General features: G+C 57.3%; 21 protein-coding genes. 8 read left to right on the top strand and 13 right to left on the bottom strand.

Features of this window, described 5'->3' with window-relative positions; genetic code table 11:
* Window positions 1-37 precede the first annotated feature (37 nt).
* The 3 genes from secD to M5R41_16740 all read right to left on the bottom strand — a co-directional run bounded on the left by secD (window position 38) and on the right by M5R41_16740 (window position 7,752).
* A complete protein-coding gene (gene secD / locus M5R41_16750; protein ID MCZ7558052.1) occupies window positions 38-1,924 on the bottom strand; it encodes a protein translocase subunit SecD in 1,887 nt (628 codons plus the stop codon).
* A gap of 360 nt (window positions 1,925-2,284) precedes the next feature.
* Window positions 2,285-4,714, bottom strand: a complete 2,430-nt coding sequence (locus tag M5R41_16745) for a M1 family metallopeptidase (protein ID MCZ7558051.1) — start codon at window positions 4,712-4,714, stop codon at window positions 2,285-2,287.
* 104 nt (window positions 4,715-4,818) lie between these two features.
* Window positions 4,819-7,752, bottom strand: a complete 2,934-nt coding sequence (locus tag M5R41_16740) for a VWA domain-containing protein (GenBank protein ID MCZ7558050.1) — start codon at window positions 7,750-7,752, stop codon at window positions 4,819-4,821.
* Window positions 7,753-8,058: 306 nt separating this feature from the next.
* Here M5R41_16740 and M5R41_16735 point away from each other — a divergent pair, with 306 nt between their 5' ends.
* The 4 genes from M5R41_16735 (at window position 8,059) to M5R41_16720 (ending at window position 11,884) form a co-directional block, all read left to right on the top strand.
* Window positions 8,059-8,718 carry a hypothetical protein gene (locus tag M5R41_16735; protein ID MCZ7558049.1) on the top strand — a complete coding sequence of 220 codons (660 nt, stop codon included), beginning with the start codon at window positions 8,059-8,061 and terminating at the stop codon, window positions 8,716-8,718.
* Between the two features lie 7 nt (window positions 8,719-8,725).
* On the top strand, window positions 8,726-9,652 hold the full coding sequence (locus tag M5R41_16730) for a TPM domain-containing protein (protein ID MCZ7558048.1): 927 nt from the start codon (window positions 8,726-8,728) through the stop codon (window positions 9,650-9,652).
* Window positions 9,653-10,692: 1,040 nt separating this feature from the next.
* On the top strand, window positions 10,693-11,028 hold the full coding sequence (locus tag M5R41_16725; GenBank protein MCZ7558047.1) for a transposase: 336 nt from the start codon (window positions 10,693-10,695) through the stop codon (window positions 11,026-11,028).
* Window positions 11,003-11,884: an IS3 family transposase gene (locus tag M5R41_16720; protein ID MCZ7558046.1), complete on the top strand. Its 882-nt coding sequence runs from the start codon at window positions 11,003-11,005 to the stop codon at window positions 11,882-11,884. Before M5R41_16725 ends, M5R41_16720 begins: the two co-directional genes overlap by 26 nt.
* Window positions 11,885-12,167: 283 nt before the next feature.
* Here the strand turns inward: M5R41_16720 and groL are convergent, their stop codons facing one another.
* From groL to M5R41_16680, 8 genes are all read right to left on the bottom strand, one after another.
* Window positions 12,168-13,802 carry a chaperonin GroEL gene (groL, locus tag M5R41_16715; GenBank protein ID MCZ7558045.1) on the bottom strand — a complete coding sequence of 545 codons (1,635 nt, stop codon included), beginning with the start codon at window positions 13,800-13,802 and terminating at the stop codon, window positions 12,168-12,170.
* A 45-nt stretch (window positions 13,803-13,847) separates the two neighbouring features.
* Complete coding sequence (gene groES / locus M5R41_16710) at window positions 13,848-14,135, bottom strand: co-chaperone GroES (protein ID MCZ7558044.1); 288 nt, start codon at window positions 14,133-14,135, stop codon at window positions 13,848-13,850.
* A gap of 440 nt (window positions 14,136-14,575) precedes the next feature.
* Window positions 14,576-15,055 (bottom strand): transcription elongation factor GreA, encoded by a 480-nt coding sequence (gene greA / locus M5R41_16705; protein MCZ7558043.1) that lies wholly within the window; start codon window positions 15,053-15,055, stop codon window positions 14,576-14,578.
* 125 nt (window positions 15,056-15,180) lie between these two features.
* A complete protein-coding gene (locus tag M5R41_16700; GenBank protein MCZ7558042.1) occupies window positions 15,181-16,395 on the bottom strand; it encodes a bifunctional 3,4-dihydroxy-2-butanone-4-phosphate synthase/GTP cyclohydrolase II in 1,215 nt (404 codons plus the stop codon).
* A gap of 15 nt (window positions 16,396-16,410) precedes the next feature.
* Window positions 16,411-16,734, bottom strand: a complete 324-nt coding sequence (yajC, locus tag M5R41_16695; protein MCZ7558041.1) for a preprotein translocase subunit YajC — start codon at window positions 16,732-16,734, stop codon at window positions 16,411-16,413.
* A 16-nt stretch (window positions 16,735-16,750) separates the two neighbouring features.
* Window positions 16,751-17,899 (bottom strand): tRNA guanosine(34) transglycosylase Tgt, encoded by a 1,149-nt coding sequence (tgt, locus tag M5R41_16690; protein MCZ7558040.1) that lies wholly within the window; start codon window positions 17,897-17,899, stop codon window positions 16,751-16,753.
* A 65-nt stretch (window positions 17,900-17,964) separates the two neighbouring features.
* Window positions 17,965-18,429 carry an Rrf2 family transcriptional regulator gene (locus M5R41_16685; protein ID MCZ7558039.1) on the bottom strand — a complete coding sequence of 155 codons (465 nt, stop codon included), beginning with the start codon at window positions 18,427-18,429 and terminating at the stop codon, window positions 17,965-17,967.
* 31 nt (window positions 18,430-18,460) lie between these two features.
* Window positions 18,461-19,240, bottom strand: a complete 780-nt coding sequence (locus M5R41_16680; GenBank protein ID MCZ7558038.1) for a hypothetical protein — start codon at window positions 19,238-19,240, stop codon at window positions 18,461-18,463.
* A 309-nt stretch (window positions 19,241-19,549) separates the two neighbouring features.
* Here M5R41_16680 and M5R41_16675 point away from each other — a divergent pair, with 309 nt between their 5' ends.
* From M5R41_16675 to M5R41_16660, 4 genes are read left to right on the top strand one after another with little or no spacing between them, the layout of a single operon-like run.
* Entirely contained in the window at window positions 19,550-20,155 is a 606-nt protein-coding gene (locus tag M5R41_16675) for a sigma-70 family RNA polymerase sigma factor (protein MCZ7558037.1), read from the top strand.
* A gap of 16 nt (window positions 20,156-20,171) precedes the next feature.
* A complete protein-coding gene (locus tag M5R41_16670; GenBank protein MCZ7558036.1) occupies window positions 20,172-20,453 on the top strand; it encodes a hypothetical protein in 282 nt (93 codons plus the stop codon).
* A 4-nt stretch (window positions 20,454-20,457) separates the two neighbouring features.
* On the top strand, window positions 20,458-20,910 hold the full coding sequence (locus M5R41_16665) for a universal stress protein (GenBank protein ID MCZ7558035.1): 453 nt from the start codon (window positions 20,458-20,460) through the stop codon (window positions 20,908-20,910).
* A 40-nt stretch (window positions 20,911-20,950) separates the two neighbouring features.
* A complete protein-coding gene (locus M5R41_16660; protein MCZ7558034.1) occupies window positions 20,951-22,027 on the top strand; it encodes a hypothetical protein in 1,077 nt (358 codons plus the stop codon).
* A 63-nt stretch (window positions 22,028-22,090) separates the two neighbouring features.
* On the opposite strand, the gene ruvX is transcribed toward M5R41_16660, so the two are convergent.
* Entirely contained in the window at window positions 22,091-22,504 is a 414-nt protein-coding gene (gene ruvX, locus M5R41_16655) for a Holliday junction resolvase RuvX (protein MCZ7558033.1), read from the bottom strand.
* Between the two features lie 67 nt (window positions 22,505-22,571).
* The gene (locus tag M5R41_16650; protein ID MCZ7558032.1) at window positions 22,572-24,854 is read right to left on the bottom strand and encodes a bifunctional (p)ppGpp synthetase/guanosine-3',5'-bis(diphosphate) 3'-pyrophosphohydrolase; all 2,283 of its coding nucleotides are present in this window, start codon (window positions 24,852-24,854) and stop codon (window positions 22,572-22,574) included.
* Window positions 24,855-25,593: the final 739 nt, after the last annotated feature.

The following is a 25,593-nucleotide window of genomic DNA, read 5'->3' as shown; positions in this document are numbered from 1 at the left end:
GCTCCTGCGTCAGTAGGATTCTGTGTTTGTTGCCGGTTCAACCGAGCTTGACGAGATTGGGCGACGAATCGAGGGTGAGCTCGAAAATGACGCGCGTCATGATGATGGCGGTGAACAGGGAGCACACGATACCAATCATCAATGTCAGCGCAAAGCCCTGAACGGGACCTGAACCGAACTGATACAGAATGAGACAGGTGAGAAGCGTCGTCAGGTTTGAGTCAATAATTGCCGGAAATGCCCGTGAATAACCGGCTTCCAATGCGGCGCGCATCGTCTTGCCGGCGCCGAATTCCTCGCGGATACGTTCGTTGATGAGCACGTTCGCATCCACGGCCATACCCACCGTGAGCAGGATGCCGGCGATACCGGGTAGTGTCAGCGTTCCGCGGAAGCCCGCGAGAATCGCCAGAATGAAGACCACGTTGAACATCACAGCGATGTCGGCTGGGACACCGCCGAACTGATAGTACACCACCATGAAAACGAGCACGAGGATAAGACCGATCGCAAAGGAATTGACGCCTTTGGAGATCGAATCTTCACCGAGCGACGGACCGACGGTCCGCTCTTCGATGATCTCGACGGGGGCTGGAAGCGCGCCGGCCTTGAGGACGATCTCGAGCAGCCGCGCCTCTTCCATGTTCTCCATACCGTCAATCTGCGAGTTGCCGCCGATGATTTTTTGGCGAACGACGGGGGCGGAAAACACCGCGTTATCAAGCACGATCGCGATCTGCTTGTCGACATTTGCGCCGGTCACCCGCGCCCACTCGCGTGAGCCTTCAGCATCCATCTGCATGGTGACCACGGAGTTGGCACCCAGGCCGCCCTGATCGATCTGCGCACGCGCGTCTGTGATGACTTCGCCTGTCAGTTCAGGACGCGCTTTCAGCGAGTACAGCTGAAAGGCCTGTGTACCGTCGTCGAACGTAATGGGTTTGGCACCCCACGCGAAGGACACGTCCTCGGGAATCACCTTGCGGACATCCTCGCGATTGAGAATGTTGGAGATACGGGTTTTCTGCTCCTCCGTCGCAAAATAGCCGGACTGCGTACCGATAAGCAGGGCCATGAACGGATGTTCCTGGCGGAATTTCTCCACGCGCTGCTCGTCGGTCATTGTCGCGCTGGCGAGCGAATCCTCACGCCGCTTAGCGGCATCGGCGCTGTCGGCGGCAGCCACGGCGGCAGCGCTGTCCACCGCCGCGAGAGTGCTGTCTCCGCCGGCCGCGTCAATGGTCTTTCCGAGTAACACCTTATCTATGTTTTCGAGGACCGAATAGTAGACCTGCGGATCGGTGAGGAGTTTGAACTCGAGCTGCGCGGTTTCCTGAATCAGGCCGCGCACTTCACGCTCATCGCTCACACCGGGGAGCTCGAGGATGATACGACGAGTGCCGGAGCGCGTGATGCTGACTTCCGAGACGCCGTACTGGTCAATACGGTTCCGGATGATTTCCACGGCGCGCTCGACAGCCTTCTCGCTTTCATCCTTCAGATAGGTCATAACGTCGGAGTTCGCATCACGGATGTTTCCGTAATACCGGCTGAGACGCATGTTCCGCTCATCAAACTTCCGGCCAAAAATGTCCAGGACGGACTCGTCGGAGGTCTTGGATTCATTTCGGGTTTCCGCGAGGATCTCCCGCAGAATCTCGTCCTGATTCCTGGCGAGTTTCTCCAGAAGCTGAATAACGTCCACTTCCATAGTGACGTACATACCGCCCTGAAGATCGAGACCAAGTTTCAGCCGTTTTTCGCGATTGTCGCGAATGGATTCTTCATTATCGTCGTAATATTTCGCGCTGTCTGCCCCTGTGAGCGTACTCAGGCTTTTTTGATGCCCCGCATCCATCCAGGTCGGGTACAGCAAGTATCCTGAGAACGCGATGAACGCGAGGATCAGGATTATACGGAACATGTGTTTCTTCACGGTCTTTCAGACCTCCAACAACAATATGATAAATGCTCGAAATTTCATTTCAATCTGGCATAGAGTAACAAATATAGGCCGGAAGTGTAATAAAGTCAATTGGTTGTGGTGAAATCCTTCCCGGGCCGGATTTGTAGCGGGCGGAAGCAAGAGAGCCCCCGCTCGCCGGTGTTCCGCACGGCGATTCGCGACGGAACGCGGAAGCAGGTGCCGCCTGTAGCATCCCTCGATCCCTGCACGCTTCCCACGCCTCATCCGGCGTCTCCTTTCCAGAATCGTCGCTCCGGTTCTGATAAGGATGCAGCTGTAAACGCCCGCTCATGCGCATGCACTTCCTGGTGGCCGACGTCACTGCGAGCCGCCGGTCGCATACAGTTGTCGGATACGATCACGCACGCGCGGGTCAGACTCCGTCGTGAGATGCGCCATCGCCCTGCGCTGTGCTTCCGCGCGTCCGAATACCGCCAGGGCGCTGACCGCATAGAGACGGATCTGATAGCGCGGTTCGGCAAGCATCCCTTCAACCAGCGCCCGGACGCTCTGCGCATCGTCGCCGAGCGAGAGCAGGGTTTCAAACGCTTTGGCGCGCAGCGCGAGAGAATGCCCGGGGCCGGCGAGCGCCCGCACCTCCCGGAGGGCTTCCTGTCCCGGAAAGTGCCGCACCCAATCGAGCGCCGCAAGTGCGAGAATATCCATATGCGAACGGGACCGCAGGCGCTGACGGATAACACTCCATCCATTGGTCGTGTCCCCATCGAGCAGGCAGTTCATGGCCGCCGCCTCGACGTAATAACTCGAATCCCTCATCCCTCCCTCAAACACCTCGCGTAGCGAAACATCGCGCAATTTCCTGAAGCCATGATAGGCGAGCGCGCGTACGCCGGAGTGCACATCCTTCGACACATCCAGAAAGAGCTTTTTCAGGAAGTCGGTCCGTCCACCCGACGGGGACGCAGCGTCCACACAGGCCACCACAGCGGCTTTGCGCACAGCACGGTGAGCGTCCGTACGGGCGCAGTGGGCGAGTGCATCGAAGGCGTCCGTATCCGTTCCGGCATGCGATGCCAACTCCGCAACCATGCGCAGGCGGATGACGACACTGCCGCTCGATTGCAGCGCCCGTATGGCGTCCGTCACACCGTGCTCGATCTGAATGCGTCCGCAGAGAATATTGTCCGGATCCACTTCCACGCGCAAAGGCGCCGCACCGAGGGCGAAGTGGAACACCGTATCCGCTCCCATCACGTCGGCACGCAGGTACGTCAACTGTCCATCCCTGTCAATGGCATGAAACGCCAACGGGAATCGAAAACGGCCGCCCAACGTATCGATTTGCTGCACCTGCCTGACCTGAACCATCAATGCCTGCTTCTGTTCATCCCACCATGATCGTACCGTCAATTCGGGGTAACCGGCGCGGTACAGCCACTGTGAAAAAAACCAGTGCAGGTTCATTCCTGCGACGTCCTCGATCACGCGCTTGAGATCGTTGGTCTCGGCATTGGAATAGGCGTAACGGAGCAAATACTCTTTCATTACCCGGTGGTACTGTTCCTCGCCGAGGATGTCGTTGAGCATATGCAGTACCGCCGCGCCTTTGGAATACGTGTTCGCGGCGGAGGTGCCACGACGGTACACCACCGGCAAACGTCCGGCTTTGTCCGCCCAGTCCATGTAATTGTGGATGCCCTCGTAGCGCTGCACGTCGAAGTCGTCTTTTCCGTGGCGATGCAGCGTCCATCTCTGTTGATAGTACGTGGCAAAGCCCTCATTCAGCCACTCGTTGTTCCAATCGATGTACGTCACGAGATCGCCCCACCACTGATGCGCCAACTCATGCGCAATCAATGGTTCGGGATCATAGTCCACCGCGGCACGCGCATCCACCACGGCCCGGGTGTCCGCCAGCACGGTGGCGGATGTGTTTTCCATTCCTCCATAGAGATAGTGGGCGACGGGTATCTGTGCGTATTTGTCCCAGGGATAGGGCACCCCGATGAAATCGGAAAAGAACTCCAGCATGTCCGCTGATGAAGCGTAGGTGCGCGCCACGTCTTCCTGCCGGTCGGACTGGTAGTGATACGACTGCACGGGAATGCCCCGCGCACTGTCGGTATACACATGGTACTTCCCTGCCGCAAACATGATGAGATAACTGCTGTGCGGCTTGTCCTGCAGCCAGTGCCAGGTCACTCGACCGTCGGGATGCGGCGTTCGGGACAGCAGCCGGCCATTGCTGAGCGTGATCCGTCCGCTGTCCACAGTCGCGCGCAGCTCACTCGTCGCCTTGTCGTTCGGGAAATCGTAGCATGGCAGCCAGTGCCTGTTGTCCTCGCCCTGTCCCTGCGTCCATATCTGCCAGGGATCATTCGGGAAACTGGCGTCGGGCCGGATGAAGTACATTCCCTTGTACGGCGTGCAGGCATAGACGATGCGGAGCGCAATGCTGTCTCCATAGCCGACGGGTCTGTGGAAGCGAACGTCGAGCGACAGAGAGTCATACCGGAAGTCCGTCACGAAACCGTTCATGAATACGCTGTCTATACGCATCCTCACCGCATCGAGCCGGACAGAGTGAAGCGTGTCGCGCAGACTGACCGCGATGATGCGCACGTCACCCTGAACGGATGCCGCGGCATGGTCAGGGACGATGCGAATGTCGTAATGCAGGACGTCCGTCCAGCGCTCGCGCCTGCCAAAATCCTGCGCCTGCGTGCCGCAGGGAAACAGCAGCACCAGCAGCGGAAGCAGGAGAACGGTCGGCAAAGAACGGAGCATGGTCATGCGACAAAATGGTGAGGGGAAGGTCGGGAACTGTGGTGCCAACGGCACTGCACAGACTTCCGGCCTTCCCCTCATCGGTTTCATTACTATCGGATACGCTACTTGATGAGCGTCACCTGATGCGATCGGACACTGCTGCCCGAGTGCAGACGCAGCGTGTACACGCCGCTCGGCAATCCCGCCGCATCGAAATACACGTTGTGGACGCCGCCCTCCCGCACTTCGTCAAGCAGGGTACGGACAACGCGTCCTGTGGCATCCACGACGTCCAGACGCATACGCTGGCGACCCATGGGCAACTTGAACTCCACCGTCGTGCCAGGATTGAAGGGATTGGGATAATTCGCCAGAATGGCAAAGTCGCCTGCCGTCGGCAGCGGCGTTGTACTGAGAGAACTGCGAACAGTGAAATTCCATGTCACGATAGTCGTGTCGCCCTCTCCGCGTACCGCACAAGGATCCAGAATGCGGCACACGACCTCGAACTGACCGTTGATGGAGAATTCCTTCGAGTACGAATTGTCCGGCCGCGAAGGTTCGAAGACGCCGTTCACACCCCATTCGTACAGCAATTGCAGTCCGTCGGGATCTGTCGCATCCACAGTGAATGTTGCCGCGGAACCACGATCCAGCGTGTCGAGCTGCGCCGGTGTGCGACCCGCCACCGTGGGTGCGCCGCTGTTCGCCGACTGCACGAACAGTGAGGTAACGCAGGTGCGCGGCGTGCCGCTTGCACCGAGCAGTGACACCTGTATGTCCACATCCGCATCGGCGCAACGCGTTACGGGGCGAAGCTTCCAGGTCAGCGTCTGCTGTTGTCCCGTTCCGATCCCGCTGAAGTTTTTCTGCGCGTTCTCACCGGGAGCGAGGACGATACCGGCAGGGAGCTGAATCCCGGCCGTGATGGTGGGAATCTCGACGCTGCCGGTATTCTCTACCGTTACCGAGAATTCCGCTTCCGCGGGATTGTACGCACCCGCGCTGGCCGACCAGAGCAATCGTTTGGGTGCGATGTCACAGTTCGACGTCCATTGCTCGCTCATGAGCTCGGGTACGTACATCGTGACATAGGAAGTATCCGCCGCCTTACCGGTCGGCTCCGTGATCACACCGATGATGTACGAAGCGGCGCTGCCGTCTTTAGGATATTGCAACTGCCATACCAGCACAGTGCTGTCGTTGGGCTGCATGGCCGCGAAGCTCTGTGTTTCGCTGCTGCTCACCGTGACGCCGCCGGGGAGATCCAGCTTCACCGTGCCGCCCGGGCTGGTCTGCGTGCCGATGGCGCGAACAGCGGCGGTAAACGTCGCCGGATCGGGCGTGTAATTGCCGGCTTGCACCAGAATTTCATCCACACGGGCAAGCGTGCGGACAGTCGCGTCGGCTGCTTTGATATTGAAGAACAACGTCCCGGTGCGCGTGACCGGGTTGCCGGTAATTTCGATACTCACCTGCGCCGTCCGCTCGGAGGCGACGGGCAGGGCCTGCACGTAGAACACCGCGGTGCCCTTCTGTCCCGGACCGAGGCTGTCAGGTATCACGACGACATCCTGCACGCCGCCATAGGCGATGCGGACGTCCGGAGAATTGCCCAGGCGCGCGCTGAGTGCCGTGACGGGCAGATCACCCACATTACTCACTTCTACTGAAACCACTGCGGGATCGGGATTATAACGACCGCTCCCGCTGTCCCAATTGAACACGACAGGAGAGGAAGAAATCGCCAGAGCCGCGTTCTTCGGTCGCACCGTGATGCGTCCCTCGCCATTCTGCGTGGTGATGCAGCCACGGTCGAACTGTACCGAGGCGATGGTCACTCTGGTATCGGTGTTTGCGGTGACCTCTCCCGCCGTGAAATTCAGCAGCAGGAGATTACCGCTGCCATTGAGCGTGGCAGTGTTGGCCAGCGTGACCGTTGCGCCTGTCGCGGTCGGCGTTACGCTCGCATTCATTCCGGCGCTCATCGTTCCGGCGGTGATCGCCTGATTCAGGGTCAGGAGATTCGTATCGAAATTCAGAGTGATGACACCGGGGTAGAGGCGTTGATTCTGCACGGCGGGTGTCAGCTTGACAGCGACATTCCGCGATGCTCCGGAGGTAATGCTCGCGGTATCCACACCGAGATTCACGCTCACACCCGTCGCGGGATCCGCCGAGAGCTGAAACTGCTGCGCAGTCGTGACACTGTCATTCCCCTGCCGGAAACGCACGTTCAGATCGCGTGCCACGCCGTCGCGACACGTGTTGTTGCTGGTGTAGGAAAGAATGCCATACTGAGGCCGACCTGAAAGCAGGTCAATGATTTCCTGCACCAGCAAGTCCGCGTTGATGTAAAATGTGCCGCCGGTTTGCGCGGCAAGATCCTTCATTTCCTGATCGGAGTTCACCGCATTGACGCCGTAGCAGTACACCTTCATCTGCGCACTCTTCGCGAAATTGATCACGTCGACAACGGAGCGTGTGCCACTGCCGCCGCGTCCGTTGGAGATGAGAATGATCGCGCGGTCGGGATTGGAGCCTTGAGCGACTTCATTGATTGCCGCATAGGTGCCATCCCAGATGGAGACGCCCGATCCTCCGGGCTGCAGTCCGTCAAGCGCACCGATAAGAAAGGGTTTGATATGCGTCAGATCCTGCCGCGGCAGAACGTTTCCATCGTACACGCAGGCCTCGTCCGTGAGGCCGTTCATTCGATCCACGATACGCAGCCCTATGCCTTTTGCGGTCGCGATGTCGCCGGCGGTCATGGTGGATGTAACGGGAATCACTATCCCGAGGGAAAAGCTTTTCTGCGCATCCTCGAAAAACAATGTCAGCGGTGCCTGCTCGTGACCATCTTCCCAGAGACGGAACTGCGAGCTGTCCACCGTTCTGACCAGCGCCTGGTTCTGCCGTAAAGCCACGTGTACATCTATCAGCGGAAAGCGATCGGTCTTGACATCGAGAATGCTTTGTGTCCACTGTGCCGACGCACCGCCGCCGGTCGCAATCAGGAGAATCAGGATAAATGGAATCCGATACAACATATTCATGGAAGGCCCTCGCTCTGTTCTGGTTAATACAGGAAAAACAATAAAATCACAGTCTCAACCGTGAAAAACAAGGCAAAATGATTTACGATTTACGATTTTGCTTTCGCGCTTCCGCTGTGCGAACAGCAATAGCCGAATATCGTCATGTACAATCGGGAGTCGGTCCATTGAGGCCAAGGATCTCGATCATAAGATGATCCTAGCTGTTTCATATAAATCGCAAGTCGTACGTCGTTAATCGCAAAGTTCTTGCTACGTGAGCCGGCAGAGGGTATTTTTCCATGTTTATCACAACGATGGAAGATCATGAAGAAGCCGGAGAATCTGTTTTCGTCGCAGGACAAGGAGCGCATCGCCACGGCGGTGAAAGCCGCAGAGCAACGCACCTCGGGGGAAATCGTCCCGTTTGTCGCGGGTCGCAGCGACAGCTATCCCGAGGCGACATTGCGGGCGGGACTGCTGTTCGCCTTCGTCTCCTTGTTTGCCTTCAGTCTCATTGCCATCGGTACCAGCTGGTGGCTGCCGGTGGGCATTCCTGAAATGACCGTCATCGCTGTGGGAGCGTTCGTGCTCGGCGCCGCGCTGGCGGCGTTCATACCGGATTTCAAGCGGCTCTTCATTCCCGGCGGCGTGCTGCAGCAGCGTGTGGATGAGCACGCCGCTATGGCCTTTCTCGATGAGGAGGTGTTCACCACCCGCGAACGGACCGGTATTCTGCTTTTCATTTCCCTGTTCGAGCGCCGCGTTCGCGTACTCGGAGATTCCGGCATCAACAGCAAGGTGCGGCAGGAGGAATGGGATGAAGTAGTCCGTATTATCATCGAAGCGATGAAAGGCGGACGTCCCGCCGAAGGCCTTCTGAACGCCATCGGACGCTGCGGAGAATTACTCGAACGGCACGGTGTGGAAATCCGCCGCGACGACACCAACGAACTCGACAACACTGTGCGCTTCGGCGGAAGGTAGGGGCGTCATGAAGCTCGACAGACGTCTGCGTATCCTCGCGATCGCTCTCCTTATCCTTGGCGGCGCCACGGCGCTGGCCCTCGAGGTTCCCTACCTTTCCGGTCATATCAATGACACGGCGCACATGCTCAGCCAGGAAACGGTGCTCGAGCTCGAGCGCATGCTCACCGCGTATGAGGACTCCACGAAAAACCAGATCGTGCTCCTTACCATTACCTCGCTTGGGGACGAATCGCTCGAAGACTATTCCCTCCGCGTCGCCGAGACCTGGAAGCTCGGTCAAAAGGGGGTGGACAACGGTATCCTGCTGCTTATCGCAAAGGACGACCGCAAGCTGCGCATCGAGGTGGGCTACGGCCTCGAGGCCTCGGTCACCGACGCCGTCTCTTCGGGCATCATCAACGGAATCATCACGCCGCGCTTCAAGCAGGGCGATTTTGAAGCGGGGATACGCGACGGCCTCGTCGCGCTGATCCAGGCCGCCGACGGCACACTCTCTCTCGATACACTGGAGGCGTCGAGCGACGATGAGTTTCCGCTGCTGTTCTTTCTGCTGTTCTGGTTCAGCATCGTGGGACTGTTCACTGTAATCGGCATTTTCTCTCCGGGCTGCGCGGGTTGGTTCCTGTACGCCTTCCTCGTGCCCTTCTATGCCGCGCCGGCGTTCCTCATTCAGCAGGATACGGGCTCTCCACTGGGCTTCCTGCTGCTGGTCGTCTACCTTGTCGGACTCCCCATCCTTCGGATACTGCTCCCCAAAACCGACTGGGGCAAACGCATGGCCGAAAAAATGAAAACCTCGGGTCGCGTCACCTGGTCTTCCGGCGGTTGGTCTTCGAGCGGAAGCAGCAGCGGTTGGTCCTCCGGCGGCGGCAGCAGTTTCTCCGGCGGCGGCGGCTCCTTCGGCGGCGGCGGCTCGAGCGGATCGTGGTAAACGGACGTACGATTGCCTGCCCGCCGAAGCATCACAGGTTCATGGCACAACCATCGGTACCTGAAAGCGAAGGCGGTACGAGTGACGATTTACGATTTTTTCTTCCGCGTTTACGCTGTGCGAGACGCGGAAATCACGTATTCTCAAAAGCAAATTGAGAATCCATCCGTTGAGTGTTAGAGGAAGTGTCGGCCTTCGGGGGCCCCTGAGGGTCAGAGGAAGTGTCGCCCTTCGGGCTGATGGCGGATGTGCTGTGCGCGTGGCCCGGGCTGACGCCCGGGGTTAGAGGAAGTGTCGCCCTTCGGGCTGATGGCGGATGTGCTGTGCGCGTGGCCCCCGGGCTGACGCCCGGGGTTAGAGGAAGTGTCGCCCTTCGGGCTGATGGCGGATGTGCTGTGCGCGTGGCCCCTCGGGCTGACGCCCGGGGTTAGAGGAAGTGTCGCCCTTCGGGCTGATGGCGGATGTGCTGTGCGCGTGGCCCCTCGGGCTGACGCCCGGGGTTAGAGGAAGTGACGCCCTTCGGGCTTGTCATCATGTGGTGTGTGTATGCGTGCCACCCACACTGACGTGTGGGGTTAGGGGAAGTCTCGCCCTTCGGGCTCTTCACTCTTTACTCTTCACCCTTTACCTCCCCAAGTGTCGCCCTTCGGGCTCTTCACTCTTTACTCTTCACCCTTTACCTCCCCAAGTGTCGCCCTTCGGGCTGATGGCGGATGTGCTGTGCGCGTGGCCCCCCGGGCTGACGCCCGGGGTTAGAGGAAGTGTCGCCCTTCGGGCTGATGGCGGATATGCTGTGCGCGTGGCCCCCCGGGCTGACGCCCGGGGTTAGAGGAAGTGACGCCCTTCGGGCTCTTCACTCTTCACCCTTCACCCTTCACCCTTCACCCTTTACCCTTTACCCTTCACCCTTTCCTCTTCACCCTTTACCTCCCCAAGTGTCGCCCTTCGGGCTCTTCACTCTGTACTCTTGGAGTGTCCCGAAGAAATTGCACAGAGAGTTCCCCCCGGTTACCTTTTCAAAAATCACCGGAGACTCTGTCATGGTAAAACGAACCCACAAGAAATATGATGCTGCATTCAAACGATCCGTGATCGAGTTGGCTGACAGCACCGATCGACCCGACTCCGCGCTTGAGGAGGAGTTCGACCTCTATGATGGTGCGATACGCACCTGGCGCCGTCAGCTTCTGACACAGAAGTCAGAGGCCTTTCCCGGCAACGGAAATCTTCCCGCCAGTGATTCTGAACTGCATCGTCTTCGTCGAGAGAACGAGATTCTCCGTCAGGAGCGCGAAATATTAAAAAAGCAGTGGCCATCTTCTCGCTACCCACGAAGCCCGGTTCCGGTTTATGAACGCATATCGGAACGAGTTTAGCATCGAAAGGATGGCCAGCGTGCTCAACGTATCGTGCTCAGGCTATTATGCATGGCGTCGTCGTGGCGAGCATGCACGCGCCGAGCGCACCGCAGCCTTCGATATGGCGGTCCGGGAGGAATTCCTGCGCAGGAAATCCAGCTACGGCGTACGTCGTCTCGTCAAAGCATTACGCAAGCGCGGTTTCGCGTGCGGGCGGAGCCGCGTGGCGGCCAGCATGCGTCGGCAGGGATTGAAGGTCAAGCATCGTCGCCGTTTCATTACCACGACAGATTCGAAGCATTCGTATACTGTCTCGCCAAATATGCTCGAACGCCAGTTTTCGGTCGATGCACCTGATACGGTGTGGGTGAGTGATATCACGTATTTGCGCAGCACCTCCGGATGGTTGTACTTGTGCGTGTTTATCGACCTGTTTTCCCGGAAGATCGTCGGCTGGGAGGTCAGCACATCGTTGCGCCATACAATGGTTGTGACCGCGTTCAAACGCGCGGCTTGGACGCGAAGCATACGTGCGGGGCTTATCGTGCATTCTGATCGCGGTGTGCAATACTGCTGCGAGGGATTCCGCAGTGCCCTGCGCCCTTACGGCAGCATTCAGAGCATGAGCAGGAAGGGTGATTGCTGGGATAACGCCGTCGCCGAGTCATTTTTTGCCACGTTGAAGAAGGAAATGCCGGAAGGACTTCTCTTCGCGTCGGTGACGGATGCCCGGCGATACCTCTTCGAGTACATTGAACTTGAATACAATAATCAGCGTCTGCACAGCACGCTGGGCTATCATACGCCGCAGGAACACGAGAATCTGTATTGGTCGAAGAAACGTCTCGGCAATGACATGGAGCAGGCGGCATGAAACGATATGAGCGAGAGCAAGGCGCGCAGCGAACCGCGCTGGCAGTCGGGGCGACTGGAGCCCCCAAGAGAGCTCAGGGCCGCCCCGGCGCCACCCCGCGGTTCCTCTGCGCGACTGCGAACGCGACCACTACAAGCACACTGTCATTTCAATCCGGGGGGAACTCACTGTCCATTTTTTGCGGTACACTCCATCTTTACCCTATTATCCGTTTAACCTCACATCGTCAAATTGAAAGGGCGACCCGTTGGGCCGCCCTTTGTAATTGCACACGGGCAATGGATCAATACATTCCGTCCATGCCGCCGCCGCCCGGCATCGGGGGCATCGGATGGTCTTCTTTCTTCTCGACGATGGTGCACTCGGTGGTGATGAGCAGCGACGAAACCGACGCGGCGTTCTCCAGCGCGATGCGGGAAACCTTGGTCGGATCGATGACGCCGGCTTCCACCAGATTCTCGAACACTTCGGAAGCGGCGTTGAAACCGTAATCCGCCGTGCCTTCCTTGATTTTCTGCACGATCACCGAACCCTCGAGACCAGCGTTGGTGACGATCTGGCGGAGCGGTTCTTCGAGCGCGCGACGCACGATTTCAATACCGGTCTGCTGATCCTCGTTCTCGCCCTTCAGTGCGTCGAGCTTGTTCATGGCGCGGATAAAGGCCACACCGCCGCCGGGCACGATGCCTTCTTCGACGGCCGCGCGCGTTGCGTGCAGCGCGTCTTCGACGCGGGCTTTCTTTTCCTTCATTTCGACTTCCGTCGCGGCGCCGATCTTGAGCACGGCAACGCCGCCGGACAACTTGGCGAGACGCTCCTGCAGCTTCTCGCGGTCGTAATCGCTGGTGGTGTTGTCGATCTGCACCTTGATTTCGTTGATGCGCTTCTTGATGTCCTCGGCTTCGCCGGCGCCTTCAACGATGGTGGTGTTGTCCTTGTCGATTTCGACGCGCTTGGCGGTGCCGAGGTAGTTCAGCGAAGCGTTCTCGAGCTTGTAGCCCTTCTCTTCACTGATCACGGTACCGGCGGTGAGCACGGCGATATCTTCGAGCATGGCCTTGCGGCGATCGCCGAAGCCCGGGGCTTTCACGGCCGCAACGCGCAAGGTGCCGCGCAGTTTGTTCACGACCAGCGTGGCAAGCGCTTCGCCTTCGATGTCTTCGGAAATGATGAGAATCGGACGACCCTGCTGGGCGACTTTCTCGAGAATCGGGAGGAGATCCTTCATGCTGCTGATCTTCTTGTCGTGGATCAGGATGAGGGGATTCTCGAGTTCGGTTTTCATCGAATCGGCGTTGGTCACGAAATACGGGCTGAGATAGCCGCGGTCGAACTGCATACCTTCCACCACGTCCAGCACGGTGTCCATACCTTTGGCTTCTTCGACGGTGATCACGCCGTCCTTACCCACTTTCTCCATCGCGTCGCTGATGAGCTGACCGATGGCCATGTCGTTGTTGGCGGAAATGGCGCCGACGTTGGCGATCTTGGCTTTGTTGTCGCCGATTTCCTGGCTCATTTCGCGGAGTCCTTCGATCACCTTGCCGACGGCGAGATCAATACCGCGCTTGAGGTCCATGGGATTCGCACCGGCGACCACGTTCTTGAGACCTTCGCGCACGATGGCCTGGGCCAGCACGGTGGCGGTGGTGGTACCGTCGCCGGCGACGTCGGAGGTCTTGGAGGCGACTTCACGCACCATCTGGGCGCCCATGTTCTCGATGGCGTCCTCGAGTTCGATTTCCTTGGCGACGGTCACGCCGTCTTTGGTCACGGTGGGGGGACCGAATTTCTTATCGATGATCACGTTGCGGCCTTTGGGACCGAGCGTGACCTTCACTGCGTTTGCGAGTTTGTCAACACCGGCCTTGAGCCCGTTGCGGGCTTCGGCATCGTAGTTGATGATTTTCGCTGCCATGTGAACTATCTCCTTGAATTGCTTCTATGTTGAAAAATCGTTTACTCAGCCGATAATCGCGAAAATGTCGTTTTCGCGCATGATGAGGTAGTCTTCGCCGCCGACGTTGACTTCGGTGCCGGAGTATTTGCCGTACAGCACCTTGTCGCCGACTTTCACTTCAGGGGTGATGTTCTTGCCGTCGTCGCCGACGCGGCCCGGACCTACCGCCATCACTTCGCCCTGCATGGGCTTTTCCTTGGCCGTGTCGGGGATAAAGAGCCCGCCCGCGGTCTTTTCTTCCGCCTCGAGGGGACGGACGATGACGCGGTCTGCCAGGGGTTTGAGATTCATCGCCATGGTATTTCCTCCATAACTTTTTAGATGTTGAATATGTGGCTGTTAGCACTCATTACGATAGAGTGCTAACATACGAAGTCCCCACACAAAAGTCAACACCCGCATTGTAAGTTCTTTGTTTACAATCGCTTAGAATGATCGAGCCGCGAAGCGCAGCGGTACAGTCTCAGCAAGAAAGGTGTCCATCGTGAATTTGTGGAATCAGGGAAATTTAGCTGATGGAGATACATTGCATAGTGCGGAGAGCGGGGGCTCGGGCATCGGAGACCACCACTACATCGAAACCGAAATCAGCATACAGATCGTGGCGGGGAATCAATTCACAAAGCGGGTCCGCGACGGGAAAGCCCGGCACGAACGCTGCCCTAAAAAAAAACGGACAGGCCGTATACCTGTCCGCTTCAGAAATCAGCGCTGTATTGCGTGTTCGCTTGTCAGCGGGAGATGTCGATAATGCGGTAGTGCAACTCGCCGGCGGGGACTTTCACCACCACTTCCTCTCCGATTTTCTTTCGCAGCAGTGCCTTGCCGATGGGCGAACTGACCGAAATCTTGTTCTGTTCGAAGTCGGCCTCTTCCTGCGAGACCAGCTTATACGTCACCGTACCGCCGCGCTTGAGATCCTCAAGCGTCACATCCGAGAGAATGTACGCGGCGTCCGTCGGCAGGTCGTTTTTGTCTATCACGCGCGCGCGGGCAAGCATCGCCTCCATTTTGCTGATGCGGAGTTCGAACAGACCTTGCTCCTCCTTGGCGGCATCGTACTCGGCGTTTTCGCTGAGATCACCATGCGAACGGGCCTCGGCGATCTTGTCGGCGATCTCCGCGCGGCCTTTCGATTTCATTTGATGCAATTCCTGCTCGAGTTGCAGCATGCGCTCTTTTGTGAGGTATACTGTGCCTGTTGTTTCCACGGAAGACTCCGCTACTAATGGTTCGGGACGAAAAAATAATAAAAAACATAGCCAGCATTCCGCACAGGAATTCTGGCTATGACAATACAAATGTACGCAACAGGCGTTACAAAGTCAAGCCCGTGTCAGCTCTGCTGGTGCAAAATGAAGTGCCCCATCTTGTCGCGCTTGGTCCGGAGATAGTGCTCGTTCACCTCGTTCGGCATGCTTTCGATGGCGATGCGCTCCACAACTTCGAGCCCATAACTCTTGAGTCCGACGATTTTGCGCGGATTGTTGGTGAGCAGGCGCATTTTCCGCACGCCGAGATCCACGAGTATCTGCGCGCCGATGCCGTAGTCGCGCAAGTCGTCACGGAAACCGAGTTCGATATTCGCCTGCACGGTGTCGAAACCGGCATCCTGCAGATTGTAAGCGCGCAATTTGTTCGCGAGACCGATGCCGCGTCCCTCCTGCCGCATGTACAGCAACACACCGCGATTTTCCCGCTCGATCATCATCATGGCGGCATTGAGCTGATCCTTGCAATCGCAGCGCAGCGACCCGAAGGTGTCGCCCGTCAGGCACTCGGAATGCACGCGCACAAGTACCGGCTCGCCGTCGTCGATGCTTCCGCGTACCAGCGCGAGATGCTCCTTGTTGTCGAGGAGATTCGTGTACAGGTGCAGATTGAAATCGCCGTACCGCGTGGGAAGACGCGTGATGATCTCCCGCTTGACGAGCTGCTCTTTCTGTACCCGGTAGGCGATGAGCTGGTTGACGGCGATGATTTTCAGGGAAAACTTCCTGGCGATCTCCATCAGCTCGGTGGTGCGGGCCATGGTGCCGTCTTCCTTGAGAATTTCGCAGAGGACGCCCACAGGCTGGAGGCCCGCAAAGCGCGTAAGATCCACCAGCGCTTCGGTATGGCCGGCGCGACGGAGCACGCCGCCGGAAACTGCTTTGAGCGGAAAAATGTGTCCGGGCCGCGCGAGATCCGTGGGTTTGGTGGAGGGATCGGCAAGAGCGCGTATGGTGGCGGCACGGTCCGACGCGGATATGCCCGTCGTGGTGCCGTGCACATAGTCCACTGTCACGGTAAAATTCGTGCCGTGCAAAGCGGTGTTGCCGTCCACCATCATCCCGAGCTGCAATTCTTCCATGCGCTCTTCGGTGAGGGGGACGCATACCATACCGCGTCCGTGACTGACCATGAAATTGACGATCTCAGGCGTCACCAGTTCGGCGGCACAAACGAAATCGCCTTCGTTTTCGCGGTCCTCGTCGTCTACGACGATCAGCACTTCACCGGCCCGAATCGCGTCAATCGCTTCTTCGATGGTGTTAAATTGATAGGCCATGACGTTCAGCCCGGATTATTCGGCGCTGCCCTCGCGTGTTATGACATTGATCGCGCTGCGATCGAATTTCAGCTTGATATTGTCGCCCACATCGAGCAGCACTGTCGCATCGTCCACGTTCACCACCTTGCCGTGCATACCGCCGGAGGTGACAACCTTGTCTCCTTTTTTGATGCTGTCGAGCATTTTCTGCCGCTCTTTGGCGCGCTTCTGCTGGGGACGCAGAATCATGAAATAGAAAACCACAAAAATCAGTGCGAAAAAGACCAGCGTGCTGACCATGCTCTGGCCGCCGCCGGCGCCATCCTGCGGGGCCATTGCGAGAATCGTTTCAATCACCGGATTACTCCTGTCGTCAAATGTGTGTAGCGTCCTTGCCTGTTCCGGCGTGGTAGCGACGCACGAATGCGTCTTTCCACTCTCCGAAACAGTCTTGTAAAATAGCATTTCGTGCGTCGCGCGTCAATTGCAAATAGAATGCCAGATTGTGCAGCGAAGCGAGTTGCAGCCCGAGAATCTCGCTGGTCCGGAACAGATTGCTGATATAGGCACGCGTGAACGTCGTGCAGGCATAACAGCCGCAATCGGCCTCGATAGGGCAAAACTCGTGGAGAAAGCGTTCCTTTTTGATGCTCAGCGGTCCATCCTTGGTGAAGACCATGGCGTTGCGTCCGTTGCGCGTGGGCATGACGCAATCGAACATATCCACACCGCGGGCTATGCTTTCCACGATATTCACCGGGGTCCCGACGCCCATCAGATAACGCGGGCGATCCGTCGGCAGCAGCGCCGTGGTCGTTTCGGTAATCGCGTACATCACTTCCGCGGGCTCACCCACGGCAAGTCCGCCGATGGCGTATCCGTCGAAACCGATGTCCATGAGTCCGTGGGCGCTTTCCGCGCGCAGATCTTCGAAGATGTTTCCCTGCACGATGCCGAAGGCAAATTGCCTGTGCCCATACGAGGGCGTGGTGGCGTCCAGATGCGCGCGCGCACGAGCGGCCCAGCGCAGGGTGAGTATGTTGCTGCGCCGCGCATACTCATAGCCGCAGTCCGCCGGCGGACATTCATCGAGTATCATCATGATGTCCGAACCGATGGCCCGCTGAATATCAATCACCCGTTCGGGCGTGAACTTGTGATAGGAACCGTCGATATGTGACTGAAAGGTCACGCCATCGGCATCCAGCTTGCGGAGTTCCGACAGAGAAAACACCTGATAACCGCCGCTGTCCGTCAGTATGGGACGGTCCCAGTTCATGAAGCGATGCAATCCGCCCGCCTCGCGCAGCAGGTCCGTGCCGGGACGCAAAGCGAGGTGATACGTGTTCGCGAGAATGATGCGCGCCTGAATCTCCTTCAGCTCGCGCTGCTCCACGGCCTTGACGGTGCCCTGCGTACCGACAGGCATGAAAATCGGCGTCTCCACCTCGCCGTGATCGGTGCGGAAAACTCCCGCCCGCGCCCTCGTTGAAGTGTCCGTATGCTGGAGAAGGAATTCCATGGAAACAAAAAAAATCCCCGACCCCATGGATCACACGGAGTCAGCCAATGGATGAAGCGGACGTGTCAGCGGCTGCGCTTGGGCTTGGAACCTGCCGGATACGCCATGAACGGGGCGTCCATTTTTTTCATTTTTGCGACGATGTCGGCAAGCGAGATATTCTTCAAATAGTCGACGTAGATTTCCGTCGCCTGGCTGAAGGCATCCAGCACCACGCACTTGGTCTTGATCGGACAGCTGAACATGCCGAGGCAGCAATGCTTGCGGATGATGGGACCGTCCACCGCCTCGATGATATCCACGAGGGTGATATCCTTGGCGTCGCGTGCGAGCATATAGCCGCCGGTGACACCACGATGGCCGACCACGATGCGGGCAGTGGAGAGCTGCTGGAAGATTTTCGCGAGATAGGTTTTGGATACGTCCTGATCTTCCGCGATTTCGGAGATTTGCACCGGTTCTTTCGTGCCGCGGGTGATGAGGTAGCCGAGGCCATGCACGGCGTAACCGGCGGATTTGGAGACTTGCATGGGGATTCCTTTTAAAAAGTGGTCGAGGTAGTTACAGTCCTTTTATTACCCAGCCGCGCCAGCCGCAGGTATGACAGCGATATGGCCGCTTATTGGTAAATTTTTTCCGAAGAAATTCGCCCAGATTTCTGGACCGGGATCTATAGAGATTGAATTCGTTGCAATTGGGACAGCCAAAGGCCTTGTGTCGCGACCGGTGGTGGAAACCAGGCGTGACGGTGGTCGAATACGGCCTGGCTTCGGCATCAGGGAGTTCCGCCCTGGGAAGTACCGTACTGGAGTCGCTTCCCATGGCCGTATGGCCGTTGGACGCGCGTCCCGCGCCATTTTTTCTTTCGGGTGTCCCCTCTTCATCGCCCGGCTGGTCTGATACACCCTGGTCCCGTGAAGGGGGTTGTGGCGCCGTTTCCCGGGATTGGGTATTCCTGCTTCGCGCCCCGGGTACCTGCAGCGGGAAATCGGCGTCCGGACGATTCCGCTCATCCTGTAACAGTATGGACGGAATATCCACCTCTTCGCCGTTCATTGTGGGCACGCTGCCCACCAGAGAAACACTCGGATAGGTGAGACGGGTTTCATCCAGCCAGCCCTCCCAACTGCACACATGGCAGCGGAAGCGCTTTTTTGATGTAAAATTCTTTCTGAATTGATCCGCTGATGACATCGCGTGACTACGGTGCAGGGCTGGTGCCTTGCACTTCGGGCAGATTGCCGGAACGACGGAGGATCGGAGAAACGGATGCGCGGACATGAGGGGCAGGGGATATGCTTTGGTGTTGAAATTTTCCGCCGAAGAAAGCAGATTATTCATATCTCAATTCGGAATATAGTGAAAACTTCCGAAACTTCAATCGAAAAAAGATGTACAAATCATCATCAAAATCCCGTGTTCCCGCTTTTTTTCGCACAGCGCGGCAGCCCGAAGCAACGATATTCCCGTTGTGTCCAACGTGGCTCCGGTGTATATTTCATTGATTGTTCATAGAACCAGGCTGAACCCATGTCTGTCCTCGATCCCGATGTACAGGATGATATCTCAACCGATGAGACGTCACTGACCGAAACCCCCGAAAGTTTGCGTAAGCGCCACCTGGATTTTGAACGGGAAGCGCTGCCGCACATGGACGCACTGTACAATTTTGCGCTCCGCATGACCAGTGATCCCGACGAGGCGGACGATCTCCTGCAGGAGACGTACCTGAAAGCATACCGCTTCTTTGATAAATTCGAGCAGGGAACGAACTGCAAAGCCTGGCTGTTCCGAATCATGAAGAATTCCTTCATCAACATGTACCGTCGCTCCTCCAAGGAGCCGGACAAGGTGGATTATCATGATGTCGAGGAATTCTATCACTCTATTCGCGCGGAGTCGACCGATCCAAACGATCTCGAGGAAAAGATTTTCTCGAACATCCTGGACGACGACGTGACGAGTGCGCTCGAATCGCTGCCAGAGGAATTCCGGACGGTAGTGATCCTTTGCGATATCGAAGGATTCACGTACGAAGAAATCGCCGATTTCGTCGAATGTCCCATAGGCACGGTGCGTTCCCGTCTGCACAGGGGAAGGAAAATGCTTCGCGGCAAGCTTCTGACCTACGCACAGGAACGCGGTTACGAAGACCGCGATCGCACACGCAAACCCCGCGTGAAAGCAGCCCCGGAGGAAGAGCACGACAGCGATGCTCCCGACGGGGATGAGAGTGACGATTACGTCAACATATGATCAGGAATCGATAACCATGAACAGTCACCGATACAACGACATGTCACCCGCAGAACTGCAGGAATACATCAGCGCGCTGGCGGACAGTAACGCTGCCGGCCTGTCCGACGAAGACATCAATATTCTCCAGCATGTTGTGCATGAGAAACCGGAGCTTCTTGGCGAATACCATCTGAACATCGCGACCAAGCTCTGTTTGCTCAAGCACTCCCGAAGCATCCGCTGTCCGGAAACGACGTCGGAATCCATTCGCAGCATTCTCTATCACGTATATAAATCGCGTCAAGCAACGCTCTGATATCGTGTTCGACACTCTTCGCACCATCCTTGTCCCTATCGACTTTTCCCTCGCCGCAGGGACGTCCCTGCATCTCGCCGCCAATCTGGCAAAGCGGTACAACGCCTCACTGCATCTCCTGCATGTGTATCAGGATGTTTTTTCCGTTTTGTCCATGCGCACGTTCGAGCTGACGGAGGACGTTGTGGAGGCCGGCATTCGTCGGGAACTTGAGGCGAAGTTCGATGAACTGCTGCAGTCCGTGCCGGTGACCGTACCGGTAACGCACGAACTCCGGAAAGGCGACGTTGCCGAGGAAATTCTCGATTGCGCCGCCGGAATTCAGGCCGATGCCATCGTGATTGCGACCAACGCCCGAAGCGGACTCGAACATTTATTCATCGGATCGATCGCGCAGAGAATCGTTCGTTCCGCCGCGATACCGGTGATCACCTGCCGCGCCGGAGCCGCGGACTGAACGCTCCTGTCCCACAGTACCATCACAAGGAACAATTATCGTGTGCAGATACATTTGTCTGGCCGCGCTTGCCGTGGCCATGTTCGTCGGATGCGCCAAACAGGATTCCGACAAGCACCAGGATAGCAGCGCGTCGGCTGCGGACTCGCTCCGACTCGATGGCGAGGAACTCATTGCCAACATCCGACAGCTGACGTTCGACGGAGAGAACGCCGAGGCGTACCTTTCCTTCGATGAGAAAATGCTGACCTTCCAGGCCCGTACGGGCGATATGGGCTGCGATCAGATTTTCACCATGGGAATAGACGGCAGCGGCGTGAAAATGCTCAGCTCCGGCAAGGGACGAACCACATGCTCCTACTGGCTGGCCGATGGTGAGCACATCCTTTTCTCCTCGACGGAAGCACACGATCCCGGCTGTCTCTCCGATCCGGACAGAAGCAAAGGGTATGTGTGGAAGCTCTACCCCGAGTTCGACATCTATGTCGTACGTAAGGATGGTACCGGACTCAGGAAACTCTTCGCCTCCGAGGGGTACGACGCCGAAGCGACGGTGTCGCCGAAGGGCGATAAAATCGTCTTTACTTCGACGAAAGACGGCGATCCCGAAATCTACACCATGAATATCGACGGCAGCGACGTCCGCCGCCTCACCAATGCCAAGGGCTACGACGGCGGCCCCTTTTTCTCACCTGACGGAGAGAAAATCGTGTTCCGGGCCAGCCGACCGAAGACAAAGGAGGAGCTTGCCTCGTATCAGGAGCTTGTGTCCGAGCATCTGGTGCGCCCGGGAAATCTGGAGATTTATATAATGAACGCCGACGGCAGCGGGATAACGCAAGTGACCAACAACGGCAAAGCCAACTTCGGACCGTTCATGCATCCCGACGGGAAACGCATCATTTTCAGCTCCAATATGGATGCCGGGAATCCACGGAATTTCGATCTGTACATCATCAATGTCGATGGTACCGGTTTGAAGCGCGTCACCTATTTCGGTGAATTCGATGGTTTCCCGATGTTCACACGCGACGGGAAAAAGCTGATTTTCTGTTCGAACAGAAACAACAAAAAGGCGGGAGATACGAACGTCTTCATTGCCGACTGGATGGACTGATGCCATCACATGCGTATTGCAGCGAGCCGCCTTTCTGGCGGCTCGTTTCGTTTGTATCGTCTCTCACTGGCTGTCCAGATAACCCTGGAGCAGGATCACCGCGGCGATTTCATCCACCTTCCCTTTCTCGCGGCGCTTTTTCCGGCCTACACCCATGTCGCGTATGGCCTGCTCGGCGAGCGAGGAGGTGAAGCGCTCGTCCACCAGTGTCACCGGCAGTGGCAGCAGTGAACGCAGGGCTGCGACAAACGTTTCGACCATTGTGACGGAGGAGCCGCGTTCACCGGAGAGCGTGAGCGGAAGTCCGACGATGATGCGCTGCACGCCGCGTTCCTTCGCCATGGCGGCGAGAGCGGGAAGCGTCTGGTCATCGTTCGGGATTGTGCCGATTCCCGAGGCGATAATGCCCATTTCATCGGACAGCGCCAGCCCGATGCGCCGCTCACCGAAATCAATTGCGAGAGTTCGTCCGTTCATAGCGCTTGCACCGTGATGCTGTGCATGCGCACCGTATACGGGGCGCACTGCGTGACAGGGATGTGTTTCAGGACATTTCCACGTAGCGTTCCGCTGAAGCGATGCCCTTTACTCGTTTGAGCCGTTCGATCAGACGCTCGAGATGGTCGAGACTACGCACGGTGACGAGGATGGATCCGTAGAAGAACGATTTGTCCGTCTCAATGTTGACGCTGCGGATATTGGTGTTCTGATAGCTGGTGACCGCAAGCGCGATCTCGTTCAGAATACCCGGACGATCCTCGCCCGTGACTTTGATGCCGCCGAGATAATGCAGATCCGCGTTCTCGGGCCAACTGATATCGATCAGGCGCTCGCGCATGGGAGACGCGTCATCGGCGTGCATGAGGCGCTGAATGTTCTTGCACGAGCGGCGATGGATTTTGATGCCATGCCCGAGGGTGACGAAACCGATGATGTCGTCGCCCGGCAACGGACTGCAACAGCGAGCGAAATCGAATTCGATATTGGAGATTTCGCCCTGTATCATCACGCCTTGTTCGCTGCGTGCCGCATCGGCAAACTCATCGAACACTTGCTGCTGGTCGCGCACGGGCAGGATAGTTTCGGGTTCTTTTTCTTCCGCCGCGAGGCAGGCCTCGGCTATTTCGTCAACGGTGATTTCATCCTTCGCCAGCGCCACGAGCATGCGCGAAAGACCGGGATATTTCAGAATGCGCGCCGCTTTGAGCAGCGGTGTTTCATCGAGCGGTAGCTTGAGCTTTTTCGCCTTGCGTTCCCATTTCTCCCTGCCTTTTTGCAGCACTTGTTTTGTCTGTTCGTTGACAAAACGGCGGATGGCCACCTTCGCTTTATGCGTCACCACGCTCTGCTCCCAATCCGCGCTGATACACTGCGAGCGGGAGGTTATGACTTCCACCTGATCGCCGCTGTGCAGTTTTCGGCTGAGCGGGACGATACGTCCGTTGACTTTCGCGCCGATGGTATGCAGCCCAACTTCGGAATGGATTTCGAAAGCGAAATCCACCGGTGTGGAGCCGTTGGGAAGCACGATGAGATCACCTTTCGGGGTAAAGACGACAATTTCATCCAAATACAGGTTGCGTTTGAAATTGTCCAGCAGCTGTCGTGCGTCTTCCTCATCTCCTGCCGCAGATTGCGGACTTTCGAGGACTTCCCGCACCCAACGCACCCAATTCTCGAACGGGCTGCCCTTGCTTTGCGTGCTCTCCTTATAGGCCCAGTGCGCCGCGATTCCTTTCTCCGCAATTTCGTGCATGGCGCGTGTACGGATCTGCACTTCCACCATTTTCCCGTCGGGACCGAGGACAGTGGTGTGAATGGACTTGTACCCGTTCTGCTTCGGGAGGGCGATGTAATTCTTATACCGTTCCGGGATGGGCATATACACTTCGCAGACGATGGCGTATGCCATGTAGCAATCCTTATCCTCTTCGGTATCGAGGATGATGCGAACGGCGAAGAGGTCGTAGATCTCGTCGAAGGTTTTATTCCGATCGACCATCTTCTTATAGATGCTGTACATGTGCTTCGGCCGACCACTGATTTCGAAGTTGAGATGCGCTTTCTGCAGTTCCGCCTTGAGTGGTTTGCTGAAGCGGTCGATGTAGTCTTCTCTGTCGCGACGTTTTTCCGCGATCTGATGTTTCAGCCGCCGATACTCCTCGGGATGCAGGTGTTTCAGACCGAGGTCTTCGAGTTCCCATTTGATTCGTCCGAGTCCGAAACGATGTGCGAGCGGCGCATACACCTCGAGCGTTTCACGCGCGATGCGTTCCTGTTTGCTCTCGCTGACGAACTCGAGTGTGCGCATGTTGTGCAGGCGGTCCGCGAATTTGACGAGAATAACGCGAATATCGTTGACCATGGATACCATCAATTTGCGGTAGTTTTCCGCCTTGCTGATTTCCATGCTGACAAGAATTGAGGAGATTTTCGTGACCCCTTCGACGATATCCGCTATGGTTTGGCCGAACTCGTGGAGCAGGTCGGTATAGCTGTACTCCTCGCAATCCTCGAGGACATCATGCAGCAGCGCTGCGGCGACGGAGACATCGTCGAGGGGGATTTCCTGAGCGACAATCATGGCCACCGCGTAGGGGTGGGTCGCGTAGGGCTCTCCGGATTTCCGGCGGTGGTCCTTATGCGCCTGATGCATGAAGTGGAAAGCGCGCGCGATCAACTCCTCGTCTACGGAAGCAAGGTTGCTCCGGCAGATGGTGAGGAGGGCATCGAGTTTTTGTTGTTGCGAAGCGGGCGAGGTCCCGGCCCGGGTCTTTTGAAGGATCCCCAGGATGCTGCGTCGCTTCCCATCATCGGAGATTTTCATTGCGCACCTAATCCTGTAATATAGACGATGGAGTGCAGAAAACAAGGGTAGAAATCCCGTACACGCAGCGCGCGCACGTACCGTACACTTGGACCGAATATTCGATGCAAGTTTGCAGGATTGGAGCGGGGATCAGACGGATTAAAGCGGATTTTCGCGGCGCTTTACTCGAAGGAAACGCCGGGCGCCGCCGCTGCTTCCAGAATAGGGCGATTCATGTATCGCCCAATCTGCGGATGGGGTACGCGGATGTCACGGATTGAGGCGGATTTTCGCGGCGCTTTACTCGAAGGAAACGCCGGGCGCAGCCGCTGTTTCCAGAATTGGGCGATTCATGTATCGCCCAATCTGCAGATGGGGTACGCGGATGTCACGGATTGAGGCGGATTTTCGCGGCGCTTTACTCGAAGGAAACGCCGGGCGCAGCCGCTGCTTCCAAAATGGGCGATTCATGTATCGCCCAATCTGCGGATGGGGTACGCGGATGTCACGGATTGAGGCGGATTTTCGCGGCGCTTTTATCGAAGAAAACGCCGGGCGCCGCCGCTGCTTCCAGAATTGGGCGATTCATGTATCGCCCAATCTGCGGATGGGGTACGCGGATGTCACGGATTGAGGCGGAGTATCTGTCATGCAATGGGTTTCAGGCGCCTGCAATGGTAATTCCCTTGCCTTTACCGGAGCGAATCGGTAACTTTGAGAATGTCCGGAGGAACAGCTCTTCCAAAGATCTACCACA

It is taken from the genome of Bacteroidia bacterium (genome assembly GCA_027493955.1).
In the GTDB taxonomy this organism is placed as follows: domain Bacteria; phylum Bacteroidota; class Ignavibacteria; order SZUA-365; family SZUA-365; genus JAOSJT01.
This window is presented reverse-complemented; position numbering and strand designations above follow the sequence as displayed.